This is a genomic window from Micromonospora sp. WMMD712, from assembly GCF_029581295.1.
In the GTDB taxonomy this organism is placed as follows: domain Bacteria; phylum Actinomycetota; class Actinomycetes; order Mycobacteriales; family Micromonosporaceae; genus Micromonospora; species Micromonospora carbonacea.
The window spans coordinates 2,730,074-2,745,060 of the sequence record NZ_CP120743.1 but is presented as its reverse complement, the minus strand read 5'-3'; the positions used below and the strand labels follow the sequence as shown (position 1 = coordinate 2,745,060).

At 71.2% G+C, this 14,987-nt stretch carries 5 protein-coding genes; all 5 read left to right on the top strand.

Annotation, left to right across the window (positions count from 1 at the left end):
* Positions 1-5: 5 nt before the first annotated feature.
* The 5 genes from O7633_RS11470 (at position 6) to O7633_RS11450 (ending at position 14,912) form a co-directional block, all read left to right on the top strand.
* A complete protein-coding gene (locus O7633_RS11470) occupies positions 6-968 on the top strand; it encodes an NAD(P)-dependent alcohol dehydrogenase (RefSeq protein WP_282327791.1) in 963 nt (320 codons plus the stop codon).
* Between the two features lie 695 nt (positions 969-1,663).
* Positions 1,664-2,590 carry a sterol desaturase family protein gene (locus O7633_RS11465; RefSeq protein WP_282327790.1) on the top strand — a complete coding sequence of 309 codons (927 nt, stop codon included), beginning with the start codon at positions 1,664-1,666 and terminating at the stop codon, positions 2,588-2,590.
* 55 nt (positions 2,591-2,645) lie between these two features.
* A complete protein-coding gene (locus O7633_RS11460) occupies positions 2,646-12,104 on the top strand; it encodes a non-ribosomal peptide synthetase/type I polyketide synthase (RefSeq protein ID WP_282327789.1) in 9,459 nt (3,152 codons plus the stop codon).
* Between the two features lie 20 nt (positions 12,105-12,124).
* A complete protein-coding gene (locus tag O7633_RS11455) occupies positions 12,125-13,855 on the top strand; it encodes an NAD(P)/FAD-dependent oxidoreductase (protein ID WP_282327788.1) in 1,731 nt (576 codons plus the stop codon).
* A gap of 1 nt (position 13,856) precedes the next feature.
* Positions 13,857-14,912, top strand: a complete 1,056-nt coding sequence (locus tag O7633_RS11450) for an NADP-dependent oxidoreductase (protein WP_282327787.1) — start codon at positions 13,857-13,859, stop codon at positions 14,910-14,912.
* Positions 14,913-14,987 lie beyond the last annotated feature (75 nt).

Genomic DNA, 14,987 nt, shown 5'->3' with positions numbered 1-14,987 from the left:
CCACCATGAAAGCCGTCATCCAGCGCGAGTACGGCCCGCCCGACGTGCTCCGCCGCGCCGACCTCGACTTTCCCGCCGTCGTCGGCCCGGACGAGGTGCGCATCCGGGTGTACGCGGCCGGCGTCGACCCCGGCGTCTGGTTCTTCCTGACCGGCCGGCCGTGGTTGGTCCGTGCCGCGGCGGGCATCCGCGCACCGCGGCACACGGTGCCTGGACGGGCTCTGGCCGGCCGGGTCGAGGCGGTCGGCGCGCAGGTCACCCGCTTCCGCGCGGGTGAGGATGTCTACGCCGAAGGGCTCGGCGCCTTCGCGGAGTACGCGGTCGTCGCCGAGCGGATGCTGGCCAGGAAGCCAGCGAACCTGACCTTCGAGCAGGCCGCCGCCATCCCGATATCGGCGACCACCGCACTGCAGGGCCTGCGCGACACCGGCCGCCTGCGGGCCGGCCAACACGTGCTGGTCAATGGCGCGACGGGTGGGGTCGGCACGTTCGCGGTGCAGATCGCCAAGGCGCTGGGCGCGGAGGTCACCGCGGTCTGCGCGCCGAACGCGGTCGAGCTGGTCCGCTCTCTCGGCGCTGACCATGTCGTCGACTACACCCGAGAGGACTTCAGCGCCGGCACCCGGCGATACGACGTGGTGTTCGACCTGGTCGGCAGCCACTCGCTGGCACAATGCCGCCGGGTGCTCGCCCCGGACGGCCGACTGGTGCTCTCCGCTGGCCCGCCAGCGCCGTGGCTGCGCCGCCGGCTCGCCGCACTCGTCCTGTCACCACTCGTGAGCCGCGCGATGGCGGCTCTCGACGCGCGACCGAACGCCGCCGACCTCGACGCCCTCCGCGACTTGGTGGAGACCGGGCAGGTCACCCCCGTGATCGACCGCGTATTTCCACTGGAAGACGTCGTCGACGCGCTGCGCCACTACGGCTCGGGCCACGCCCGTGGCAAGACGGTGTTGTCGATCCGGTAGTTCGTCGTACGGGGATCCTGCCGACCGCTGGCCGGACGACTCCGATCCGCCACCGGCGTGAGGCCTGCCGTTGGGAAGACGCCCTTCCAGGGTGAATCTGGCCGAGACCGCCGTTGTGCACCGATTCCGCAGGGCGCCCCACCCCTCGGCCGGGCCGACAGCGGTGCGCCCATTCCCAGGAGGGTGTCCCGCAGGGCCGGCGCGTGCGCATCCGATCCTGCGCGCCAGGTCGGCAATTCTGATCCACCAAAGACTGTAATTTCGTGACAAACAGTAACCCGGTCCGCTCCGGGTGTCAGGTTTGCAGCGTTCAGATGGTGATAGGCGGCTACCGATCTCGACGCCAATCGTCTTACTGTCTGTGAGCACGGCAATGCAAAGGGGGAGAGGGGCCTTGTGCCACTCGCGCCCACGTTCGGCGCTCACGGAAGATTCCCGCATGGTCGATGTCGGGCCGATGCCGCACCAAACCTGGGCCGCGTAAGAATCCCAGGCTCGCCAATGCCATTTCGTTGTTGATGCAAGCGTGTCCCCGAAAGACGGCCGTACCCCGTCCCGTGCTGTCGTCATGTCGTGTCGAAGCGGCTGTTCCGTGCGCGGAAACAGCCCGTCTCCACCGTGCCTCATGGTGTGCCAAGACGTAATGGCCAGCCCGCTTGGGTTGAGCGGCCGACAAGACCTGCGATGGAGAGAGCGTGGACATTTCCTATGACTGCGACACCGCTCTGGCGTCGGCCGCGCCGAGGGCCCGTGCCATCTCGGCCGTGCGCGCCCTCGGGCGGATCGCGGCCTACCCGACACTGGTCGTCGCCATGGTCGTGGTCGGCGTGGCCGCCCTGCGGTACGGGTGGAACCTCGGCGCCGTCAACTTCGCCTTTCTGGTCGGTTCGCTCACCTATTTCGCGATCCTTGAGCGCCTGATCCCGTACGAACCGGCCTGGCATCCGAGCCTGCGTGAATGGCGCTGGTACGGGACCTACTTTCTGCTCACGGTGCTCGGCGGCGGGCTGGCCCAGTTGCCGATCATGGCGGTGGTCGGGGTGGTCGCCGTGCCCCAGGGGTGGCTCCCGCTGTGGGCGGAGCTGCCGTTCGCGGTGCTGCTCGGCTCGCTGGCCAGCTATGTCATGCACCGGCTCGGGCACACCAACGCGTGGCTGTGGCGACTCCACGGGGTGCACCACGTGCCGGACAAGGTCAACGTCGGCAACAACGGCGTCAACCACATCTTCGACATCGTGCTCGCCCAGGGCGCGGTGCAGTTGGCGCTCGCCTTCGCCGGATTCTCCGAGCCGGCCGTGTTCGCCATCGGCTTGTTCGTCATCGTCCAGGGTTACTTCATCCACGCCAACATCGATGTGCGCATCGGTTGGCTGAACCATGTTTTCAGCAGCCCTGAGCAGCACCGTCTCCATCACAGCACGGACCTCGCCGAGGCCGGCAATTTCGGCTCCGATCTTTCCATCTGGGATCAGCTCTTCGGCACCTTCACGTGGCGTTCGGGACGCCGTCCGGCTGCGGTCGGGCTGCACGATCCGAAATCGTTCCCACCGACCGGTCAAATCGTCGCCAGCCTGTTGCACCCGTGGCGCTCCCGAGCCGGTGCCCGAGGTGCGCGTGGCTGACGCCCCGCATGCGTGTCTTCCGTTCGTCCCGTCCGCGACCCAGAAGGACTCGACAATGACGTATTCCCGTGCTGCCGGTGCGCAAGAGCAGAACTCGTCGGGCGCCGGCGACTCGGAAAAGATCGCCATCATCGGTATCGGGTGTCGTATGCCCGGTGGCGCATCGGACTATCGGACCTTCTGGCAGAACGTCCTCGCCGGCAAGGACTGCATTACCGAGACACCCGTGGATCGCTACGATATCGCCACGCTCGGTAGCCGGGACCGGGCCAAGCCGGGGCGGCTGGTCGGCGGTCGGGGCGGCTACATCGACGGAATCGCCGAATTCGACCCCGCCTTCTTCGGCATCAGCCCGCGCGAGGCCGAGCACATGGATCCGCAGCAGCGCAAGCTGCTGGAGGTCAGCTGGGAGGCGCTGGAGGACGGTGGGCAGAAGCCGGCGGAGCTGGCCGGACGGAACGTCGGGGTGTTCGTCGGCGCGTTCACCCTGGACTACAAGATCCTCCAGTTCTCGGACCTGAGCTTCGAGACCCTGGCGGCGCACACGGCGACCGGAACCATGATGACCATGGTGTCGAACCGCATCTCGTACTGCTTCGACTTCCGGGGCCCGAGCATGTCGATCGACACCGCGTGCAGTTCCTCCCTGGTCGCCGTGCACCTGGCCCGGCAGAGCCTGTTGCGCGGCGAGATCGACCTTGCGCTCGCCGGCGGGACACTGCTGCACCTGACCCCGCAGTACACCATCGCCGAGACGAAAGGCGGATTCCTGTCCCCGCAGGGCCGCTCGCGCACCTTCGACGCGTCGGCCGACGGGTACGTCCGGGCCGAGGGCGTCGGGGCGGTCGCGTTGAAGCGGCTGCCGGACGCGCTACGGGACGGCGATCCGATCCACGCGGTGATCATCGGCAGCGGCGTCAACCAGGACGGCCGCACCAACGGCATCACCGTGCCGAGCGCCGACGCCCAGGTCACCCTCATCGAGCGGGTGTGTGCCGAGGCCGGGATCGCCCCCGGCAGCCTCCAGTACGTGGAGGCGCACGGCACCTCCACCCCGGTGGGCGACCCCATCGAGGCCAACGCGCTGGGCCGGGCGCTGGCGATCGGCCGCCGGCCCGGGGAGACCTGCTACGTCGGGTCGGTGAAGACGAACATCGGGCACACCGAGTCAGCCGCCGGCGTCGCGGGCCTGATCAAGACCGCGATGTCCGTCAAGCACCGCGTCATCGCCCCGCACATCAATCTCGACCAGGTCAACTCGGAGATCGACCTGGCCTCCCTGCCGTTCGAGATCCCCACCGCGCCCACACCGTGGCCGCGGCACCGGGGGCCGGCCCGCGCCGGGGTCAACTCCTTCGGCTTCGGCGGCACCAACGCGCACGTGCTGATCGAGGAGGCACCACGACGACCGGCCCCGGCCGCGCCCCCGGCCGGCGCACCGGCGTACACGATCCTTCCCCTGACCGCGCGCGACCCCGCCGCCCTCCCGGAGCTCGCCGCGGGCATCCGCGAGGAGCTGGCCGGGGCCGGCGGACCCGACGCCGTCGCGCTGGCCGATCTCGGCTACACGCTGGCCCGCCGCCGCCAGCACCACGAGCACCGCCTGTCCGTCGTGTATCCCACGGCGGCGGACGCGAACCGGGCCTCGGTGGACGAGGCGCTGGGCGCCTACCTGCGCGGCGAGCCGCACCCACACGTGCTCACCGGCCACCGGCACGACGCGGCCGAGCGCGGGCTGGTCTGGGTGTTCACCGGCATGGGCCCGCAGTGGTGGGCGATGGGCCGCCAGCTCTACGCCGACGAGCCGGTGTACCGGGAGGCGGTCGACCGCTGCGACCGGGAGATCCGGCGGATCACCGGCTGGTCGTTGACCGACGAGCTGAACGCCGACGAGGCCGACTCGCGGATGGCCGAGACCTGGCTCGCGCAGCCGGCCAACTTCGCGGTCCAGGTCGGCCTGGCGGCCCTGTGGCGCAGCTACGGCGTACGTCCCGACGCGATCGTGGGGCACAGCACCGGTGAGGTCGCCGCCTTCTACGAGGCCGGCGTCTACTCCCTCGAAGAGGCGGTAAGGATCGTCGTGCACCGCAGCCGGTTGCAGCAGAAGCTCGTCGGGACCGGCACCATGCTCGCGGTCGGGCTGACCGAGGCCGAGGCCGGGCAGCGGAGCCGGCGCTACGGCGGCCGGGTCTCCGTGGCCGCGGTCAACAGCCCCGGCGCGGTGACCCTCGCCGGTGACGAGAGCGCACTCGCCGAGCTGGCCGCCGAGCTCGCCGCGGAACAGACGTTCGCCAAGTTCGTCGCGGTGCGCGTGCCGTACCACAGCGCCGCCATGGACATGATCAAGGACGAGCTGCTCACCTCGCTGCACGGCCTCGCCCCGCGCCCGACCCGGGTGCCCGTCTACCTCACCGGGCAGGACGGGGTGGCCCGCGGCCCCGAACTCGACGCCGACTACTGGTGGCGCAACGTCCGCGACAGCGTGCGGTTCCGTGGTGCGGTCGACCGGCTCGCCGACGACGGGTACCGCCTCTTCCTCGAGATCGGCCCGCACCCGGTCCTCGGCTACTCCATCCAGGAGTGCCTCGCCGGCAGGGGCCTGCAGGGTCGCACCCTGCCGTCGATCCGGCGCGGGGAGGACGAGTCGGCGCGCATGCTCCTGTCCCTCGCCGCCCTGCACAACCTCGGCGTGGAGATCGCCTGGGACGTCCTGCACCCGGCCGGAACGCCGGTGCCGCTGCCCCGCTACCCCTTCCGGCGCGACCGATACTGGGCGGAGCCGCGCCCCGTCGCGCAGGTCAGGCTCGGGCAGCGGGACCATCCGCTGCTCGGCCGGCGGTTGGCCAGCGCCGAACCCACCTGGGAGGTGCGGCTCGACACCGAGGGCCTGCCGTACCTCGACGACCATCGCATCCAGGGAAACGCGGTGTTCCCGGCGGCCGGCTACCTCGAGATGGCGGCGCAGGCGGTCCGCGCGCTCACCGACGGCGGCGCGGCGACGCTGGCCGGCATCGAACTGCGCAAGGCACTGTTCCTGTCCGCCAGCGAGTCCCGGACCGTGCAGCTGTCGGTGGCCGCCAACTCCGGCGAGTTCACCGTGGCCTCGATCGTCGCCGACTCGCCCGAGCCTGCCGTGCACGCCACCGGCGCCCTGCTCGCCGGCCAACCCGGCCGGCGCGTCTCCCGGCTGGCCGTCGACGCGGTGACGCAACGCCTGGCACACCACCTCGACGGCGCGCGGTGTTACGCGGACCTCGCCGCCCTCGGCTACCACTACGGCCCGGCCTTCCGGGGGATCGAGCAGGTGTGGATCGGCCCGGGCGAGGCTCTGGCGCGGATCCGACCCCCGGCCGTGCTCGACGGCTCCGCCGCCGGCCACCACGTCCACCCGGTGCTGCTCGACGCCTGCTTCCAGACCCTGCTGACCCCGCAACTGCTCGACGCCGCAGATCCGGACGACGGGCACACCGGCATCCGGTTGCCGCTGTCGATCGCGGAGGTGCGCCTCGACCCGGTCGGCGACCAGGCGCTGTGGGCTCACGCGACGATCGTGCGGCGCGACGCCGACGAGCTGGTCGGCGACATCGCGGTCTACGCCGACGACGGCACCCCGCTGGGCCACGTCGGAGGCTTCCGCGCCGCGGACGTGGAGAAGGCCACCGCCGCCGTCGGCGTCGGCACGATCGACAGCTGGCTCGCCGAACTCCGGTGGGTGCGGCGGGAACCGCTGGCCGACCCCGAGCCGCGACCCGGGAGCACCGACCTGGCCGGCGACCGGTGGCTGGTCCTCGCCGACCGGGACGGTCTGGCCGAGGAACTGGCCGATCTGGTGGCGGCCCGCGGTGGTCACTGCCACCTGGTCCGGCCGGGACCCGGCTACCACCTCGACCGCGAGGGTACGGGCTCGACCGTGCGGCCGGGCCACGCCGACGACATGCACCGCCTCCTCACCGAGTTGCGCGCGGCCAGCTCCGGACCGTCGCACGACGTCGTGCACCTGTGGGGCCTGGACCTGCCGCCGCTGGACCACGTCGCCGCCGGTGAGGTCGCCGAGCACACCAGCCTCGGCGTCTACTCCCTGGTGGCGCTCGCCCAGGCGCTACAGGCCCAGGGGACCGACGGCCGGCTGCACGTCGTCGCCAGGGGCACGCAGGCGGTGCGGGACACGGACCCGGTGCGGCCGCTGGGCGCGCCCGCCTGGGGCGTCTGCCGGGTGCTGCGCCACCAGGAACTGCTCAACCACCCGGGCAAGCTGGTCGACCTCGACCCGGCCGGCGGCCGGGACCGGGCCGCCCGACGGGCGGAGGCGGCGGCCCTGCTCCGGGAACTGGCCGTCGCCGACGAGGACGAGATCGCCCTGCGCGGCGACGGCCGGTTCACCAGCCGGTTGCGCCCGGCCGACGAACTGACCCGCCCGCTGCCGCTGCGCCTGCGCGCCGACGGCGCCTACCTGGTGACCGGCGCGTTCGGCGCGCTGGGCCGGCTGCTGTGCCGCACCCTCGTGCGCCGGGGGGCCCGCCGGCTCGTCCTCCTCGGGCGCAGCCCGGTCCCGCCCCGGCAGCGGTGGGGCGAGCCGGGCTGGGACGACGCGACCCGCGACCGCATCACCTTCCTCATGGAGTTGGAGATGCTCGGCTGCCAACCGGTCCTGGCCCGGCTCGACGTCACCGACGAGACCGCGATCACCGGCTGGCTGGCCGACTACCGCGCCAGCCAGGCGCCGCCGATCCGGGGCGTGTTCCACCTCGCCGGCCAGGTCCGCGACACGCTGCTCGCCGACACCGACCGGGTGGCGTTCGACACCGCGTACGGGCCGAAGGTGCTCGGCGCCTACCTGCTGCACCGCCACCTGAGCGACGAGCCGCTGGAGCACTTCGTGCTGTTCGCCTCGATCGCCTCGCTGCTCACCACCGCCGGGCAGAGCAACTACGCCGCCGGCAACGCCTTCCTGGACGCGCTGGCGCAGCACCGCCGCGCCAGCGGGCTGCCGGCGCTGAGCCTGGACTGGGGGCCGTGGGCCACCGGCATGATCACCGAACTCGGCCTGGTCCACCACTACCGGCACAGCCGCGGCATGAGCTCGCTGTCGCCGGAGGCGGGGATGGCGGTGCTCGAACGGGTGATCGGGCAGGACCGGGCGCAGTTGCTGGTGGCCACCATCGTGGACTGGCCGACCTTCCTGGCCTGGTACCCCTCCGCTCCGCCGCTGGTGGCCGACCTCGCCGTGACGGCGGCGCAGCCGCCGGACGCCGACCGCGACAGCTTCCTGGACGCGTTCCGCGCCGCCGACGCCGACCAGCGGCGGCTGCTGCTCGGAGAGCGGTTCACCGCGGTGGTGGCGGCCGTGCTCAGGGTGCCCCCGGAGCGGGTGACCCCGGCGGCCAACGTCACCGCCCTGGGCCTGGACTCGCTGCTCGCGATGGAGCTGCGCGCCCGCGTCGCCGCCGAGATGCACGTGTCGCTGCCGGTGGTGGCGCTGCTCAGCGGCGCGCCGTTGGCCGACCTGATCGAGCAGGCGTACGAGGGACTGGTCGACCTGCTCGCCGCGGACACCGCCACGGGCGGCGCCGACGTGGAGGTCCACACCGACGAGCAGTGCTATCCGTTGACCCAGAACCAGCAGGCGCTGTGGTTCCTCAAGCAGCTCAACCCCGACGGCTTCGCCTACAACATCGGGGGCGCGGTCGAGGTGCGGGTCGAACTGGACCCGGAGTTGATGTTCGAGGCCGTCCGGGTCCTCGTCGCGCGTCATCCCAGCCTGCGGGCGAACTTCCTGCTCGAACAGGGCCGGCCGGTGCAGCGGATCCACCCGCAGGGCCGGGCGGACGTCGCCCTGTTCGACGTGCGTGACCAGGCGTGGGCCGACACCTACCAGACGATCATCCAGGAGTACCGACGCCCGTACGACCTCGAACGCGACCCGTTGGTGCGCTTCCGGCTGTTCCGGCTCGGCCCGCAGCGGTGGGTCATCATGAAGGCCGTCCACCACATCGTCTCGGACGCCATCTCCACCTTCACCTTCATCGAGGAACTGCTCGCCGTCTACGAGGGGTTGCGTCAGGGCAGACCCGCGCAGCTCCCCCCGGTGCCCGCCCGCTACCTGGACTTCCTCAACTGGCAGAACCGGTTCCTCGGCAGCCCGCAGGCCCGCAGGTCGCTCGACTACTGGCGGGCGCACCTGCCGGCGGAGGTGCCGATCCTCAACCTGCCCACCGACAAGCCACGTCCGGTGGTGCAGACCAACAACGGCGCGTCGGAGTTCTTCACCCTGGACCCGGGCCTGACCGCACGGGTGCACGCGATGGCCCGCGACCACAACGCGACCGTGTTCATGGTGCTGCTGTGCGCCTACTACGTCCTGCTGCACCGCTACTGCGGGCAGGACGACGTCATCGTGGGCAGCCCGGTGACCGGGCGGACGGAGGAGGAGTTCGCCTCGACCTACGGATACTTCGTCAACCCGTTGCCGCTGCGCGCGGACCTGTCCGGCGACCCCTCGATCGCCGATCTGCTGGCCCAGGTGCGCACCACGGTGCTCAACGGGCTGGACAACCAGGAGTACCCGTTCGTGCTGCTGGTCGAGCAGTTGGGCCTGCAACACGACCCGAGCCGCTCGGCGGTCTTCCAGGTGATGTTCATCCTGCTCACCCACAAGGTGGCGACCGAGAAGTACGGCTACCGGCTGGAGTACATCGAACTGCCGGAGGAGGAGGGGCAGTTCGACCTGACCCTGTCGGTCTACGAGGACGAGGCCGACCATCAGTTCCACTGCGTCCTCAAGTACAACACCGACCTGTTCCTGTCGGAGACGGTGCGACGGATCGCGCGGCACTACGTCCAGCTGCTCGACACGATGACCCGGTCGGCGGCCGAGCAGCCGGTCCGCCGGCTGGAACTGCTCGGCACGGACGAGCGCGAACTCCTGCTCGACGACTGGAGCGGCGCACGGCGGCAGGCCCCGTGCGACACCCCGGTCCACGAGCTGGTCTCCAGGATCGCCGCGCAGCGGCCGGACGCCGTCGCCGTCGTGGCGCCGGCCGGCTCCGGCGGCGCGGCCGCCACCCGCCGGCTCGACTACGCCACCCTGGAACGGCGCTCGCAGCAGCTCGCCCACCGGCTGCGCCACCTCGGTGTGCGCGACGGCGCGGTGGTCGCGCTCTGCCTGGACAAGTCCCCGGAGCTGGTCGTCGCGGTGCTCGCGGTGCTCCGGGCCGGCGGCGCCTACCTGCCGCTCGACGCCGACTATCCGCAGGAGCGGCTGGCGTACATGCTGCGCAACGCCGGGGCCGCCCTGGTGCTCGCCGACGGCGCGGCCCGCGACAGCCTCACCGAGGCGTCCGGAGCGGCTGCCCGGGTGCTCGACCTGCACGCGTTGCTGCGGGAGGCCGAGAGCGAGCCCGCCGCCGCACCCGACGTGCGCGTCGGCCCGGACGACCCCGCCTACGTCATCTACACCTCCGGTTCGACCGGTCTGCCGAAGGCCGTCCAGGTCACCCACCGCAACCTGGCCGCGGTGTACGGCGGCTGGCGGCAGGAGTACCGCCTCGACGAGGTGCGGGTGCACCTGCAGATGGCCAGCTTCGCGTTCGACGTGTTCGCCGGCGACCTCGTCCGCGCCCTCTGCTCCGGTGGCACCCTGGTCCTGGTCACCCGTGACCTGTTGTTCAACACCGACCGGCTGTACCGCACGATGGTCGGCGAACGCGTCGACTGCGGCGAGTTCGTCCCCGCCGTCGCCCGGGGGCTGCTCAGCTACTGCGAGCGGGAGGGGCGCCGGCTGGAGTTCATGCGCCTGTTGATCGTCGGCTCCGACGTCTGGACGGTCGAGGAGTACCAGCGCCTACGCGCACTCGGCGGTCCGCACACCCGCGTGATCAACTCGTACGGCCTGAGCGAGGCGACCATCGACAGCACCTACTTCGAGGGCCCGCTGGACACCCTCGACCCCGGCCACGTCGTGCCGATCGGGCGGCCGTTCCCGAACAGCGCCGTCTACCTGCTCGACGAGCAGGGCGAACCGGTGCCGCCCGGCGTACCCGGCGAGTTGTGGGTCGGTGGCCACGGCGTGGCGACCGGCTATGTCGGCGACGCCGAGCAGACCGGGCAGCGCTTCGTCACCCGGACGTTGAGCCGCCGGCCGGGTGCCGCCCCGGTGCGCCTCTACCGCACCGGGGACCTGGCCCGCTGGGGCGCCGGCGGCGTCCTGCACCTGCTCGGTCGGGCCGACACCCAGGTCAAGGTACGCGGACACCGGGTCGAGACCGGTGAGGTCGAGTCCTGTCTCAAGGCGCTGCCCAGCGTGGCGGAGGCGGTGGTGGTGGTCCGCCCGGACGCCGCAGGCGAGCCCGTCCTCTGCGCGTACTGCGTGCCGGCCGACGGCGCGGTGCTGGACCGGCGGGAGCTGCGCGGCCACCTCGCCGACCACCTGCCCACGTTCATGATCCCGGCACACCTGGACCAGCTGCCGGCACTGCCGCTGACCCCCAACGGCAAGGTCGACCAGGCGGCGCTCCCGCCGCCCGGGCCGGACCCCGAGCAGGGGCGGTACGACCCGCCGGTGACGCTGTACGAGACCCGGATGGCCGAACACTGGCGGGCGCTGCTCGGCCTCGACGAGGTCGGGCTCCAGCAGGACTTCTTCGCGGTCGGGGGAAGCTCCATCAAGCTCGTCGAGCTGATCTACGGCCTCCAGGTCGAGTTCAACGTCGAGATCCCGGTCAGCCGCCTCTTCCAGATCACCACCCTGCACGGCATGTCGAAGACGCTGGAGCTCATCGTCACCGGCCGCCTCGCCGGCGGGCGACCGTACCTGACGTTCAACCCGGCGGACCGACCGACGCTGTTCTGCTTCCCGCCGGCCGGCGGGCACGGCCTGGTCTACCGGCAGTTCGTCAGGCACCTGCCGGAGTACCACGTCGTGGGGTTCAACCACGTTCCCGGCGACGACAAGGTCGTCCGGTACGCGGACCTGGTCGACGAACTACAGCCGGACGGGGCCTGCCGGCTGCTCGGCTACTCGCTCGGCGGGAACGTCGCCTTCGAGGTGGCGAAGGAGCTCGAACGCCGGGGCCGGACGGTGCGGCACGTGATAATCGTCGACTCCTACCGCATCGGCGCGGAGTTCGAGTTCGGCCCGGAGCAGTTCGCGGCGTTCGAGCGGGAACTCGCCGAGCACCTGCGCCGGCACACCGGCTCGGAGATCGTCGCCCGGGAAACCCGGGAACAGGCCCGCGAGTACATCGGGTTCTGCGCCCGTACGCCGAACCTGGGCACCGTCGCGGCGCCGGTGACGGTGATCAGCGACCAGCACCGGGTGGAGTTCTACGCGGCAGGTGCGCACGGCAGCTGGGCCGGCGCGTCGCGCAGCCGGGACGGGCTGCTCGCCGGGTTCGGCACGCACGCCGAGATGTTCGACCAGGAGTACGTCTCCCGCAACGCCGGCCTGGTCCGTGACGTCCTCGCCGGCACCGACCACGCCGCGACCCGCAACCCATCGCTCGCCCCGGTGGACTGACCATGGAGGAGACACCGACTATGCCAGGACCGAGCACCGCCAGGGAAACGATGATCATCATCGGTGGTGGTCTGGGTGGTCTCTCCACCGGCTGCTACGCCCAGATGAACGGCTACCGCACGCGGACGTTCGAGATGCACGAGCTGCCGGGCGGCTGCTGCACCGCCTGGGACCAGGGCGAGTTCACCTTCGACTGGTGCGTGAGCTGGCTGCTCGGCAGCGGGCCGGGCAACGACATGCACCAGATCTGGCTCGAACTCGGCGCGCTCCAGGGGAAGGAGATGCGCGACTTCGAGACGTTCAACATCGTGCGCGGCCGGGACGGGCGGACCGTCTACTTCTATTCCGATCCCGACCGGTTGCAGGAGCACCTGCTGTGGCACTCGCCCGCCGACGCGCGCCTCATCCGCGACTTCTGCGCCGGGATCCGCACGTTCAAGAAGCTGCTCAACGCCTACCCGTTCCTCAAGCCGGTCGGCCTGATGCGGCCGTGGGAACGGTGGCGGATGCTCGCCGCCTTCCTGCCGCACTTCAACACCATCCGGAAGTCGATCACGACGTTGATGACCGACTACTCCGCCAGGTTCAAGGATCCGCTGCTGCGGGAGGCGTTCAACTTCATCCTGTACGAGCGGCATGCCAGCTTCCCGGTGCTGCCGTTCTACTTCCAGCTCGCGGCGCACGCCGGGCGCACCGCCGGCGTGCCGCAGGGGGGGTCGCTGGGGTTGGCCCGCTCGATCGAGCAGCGCTACCTGCGCCTCGGCGGCGAGATCACGTACAACGCCAAGGTCGACGAGGTGCTGGTCGAGGACGACCGCGCCGTCGGCGTCCGGCTCAGCGACGGCAGTGAGCACCGCGCCGACATCGTCGTCGCCGCCTGCGACGGTCACACGACGGTCACCAGGCTCCTCGGCGGCCGCTACCTCAACGAGACCTACCGGCGTCTCTACACCGAGACCATCGACGAGCCCGGCCAGGTCTACCCCGGGTACGTCAGCGCGTTCTTCGGCCTCAACCGGCCCTATCCGGACGCCGACCCGTGCACCACCCACCTGCTGACCCCGCAGGAGGCGACGGACCTGGTCGGCGTCGGCGAACACCCCAGCATCAACGTGCAGTTCCGCAGCCGGCACTATCCCGAGCTCTCCCCGGCGCAGACCTCGGTCGTGTTCGTCACCTTCTTCTCCGACACCGACGCCTGGCGGCAACTGGTGGAAGGACCGGAACAGGCCAGCCGGGTGCGCAAGGGCGAGCTGCTGCACACCCTGCGGGTGCGGCGGGGCCGGGCCTACTACGCCGCGAAGCGACAGGTGCGCAACGCCCTGCTCGGCCTGCTGGACCAGCGCTACCCCGGATTCGCCGACGCGGTCGTCGCCCACGACATCGCGACGCCGCTGACCCAGATCCGCTACACCGCCAACTACGCCGGCTCGATCGCCGGCTGGCAGCCGTTCGTCGACGGCGGCGAGACGATGGAGAAGGAACTGGAGAAGCACGGCCCGGTGCTGCCCGGGTTGGCCAACTTCTACCTGGCCGGCGTCTGGACCACGATCGGCGGCCTCATCCGGGCCGCCGCCAGCGGCCGGCATGTCGTGCAGTTCATCTGCCGCGACGACGGCCGGCCCTTCACGGCCCACGTCGACGACGCGGCGCCGCCGCCCACGCAGGTGGTGGTGCCCGTGCCGGCCAAGTCCTCGCCGGCCTCCGCGGCCGAGGGGCACCCGTCCGTCCTCACCCGGCAAGGAGCCTGAGTTGAAGTTCGAGAAGTGGGTCGTGCGCGAGCATGTCGACGGCGTCCCGGACGCCGGCCGGATCTACGAGAAGGTGATCGAGGAGGCGCCGGTCGCGCTGGGCGACGACGAGATGCTGTTCCAGACCCGGTACGTCTCCGTCGACCCGTACCTGCACGGGCTCGCGCTGGAGACGCCGGTCGGGCAGCACATGGTCGGCGACTCGATCATGGAGGTGGTCGAGGCCGGACCGGACGCCCGTTTCCAGGTGGGCGACCTGGTCCAGGGCTACGGCGGCTGGCGCAGCCACGTCGTCGGCACCGGCGGCGAGGTGCTGTGGCAGGGGGAGACTTTCCCGATGGTGTTCCCCGCCTACCGCAAGCTGGATCCGCAGCACTACGACGATGTGCTGCCGGTGACGACGGCGCTGGGGATCATGGGAGGTCCCGGCGTGACCGCGTGGGGCACGCTGGCGCACTTCATGACGGTCCGCCCGGGTGACACGGTGGTGATCAGCGGTGCCTCGGGCGCCATCGGGACGCTGGTCGGGCAGCTCGCCAAGCGGCTCGGCGCCCGCGTGGTGGGCAGCACCGCGTCCGTGGAGAAGGTCCCGTTCCTCACCGAGCTCGGCTTCGACGCCGTGGTCGAGTACCGGCACGGTGACGAGCCGGGACGGGTGCGGGAGAAGCTGGTCGAGGCAGCCCCGGACGGCGTCGACAAGTACTTCGACAACCTGGGCGGCACGATCACCGACATGGTCTTCACGATGCTGAACGTGCACAGCCAGGTGGCGGTCTGCTGGCAGTGGTCCACCCAGGTGGGCCGCGAGCAGACCGGGCTGCGCCTGCTGCCGATGATCATGTATCCCCGGACGACCATCCGCGGCATCTTCGCCCACGAGTGGTTCACCGAGGAGAACCTGTCGAGGATGCGCGACGAACTCGGCGGCATGATCCGTCGCGGGGAGCTGACCTACCAGCAGACCGTCCACCACGGCTTCGACGAGATACCCAACGCCTACCACAGCCTCTACCACGACCGGGGAGGAAACCGGGGCAAGGTCCTGGTCGCCGTGTAACGGCAGGAATCTCGTCGGTGCCCGGCTGAACTGCCCGACGCCGCAGGCCACGGCCGATGCCGTGGCCCTGCCGCC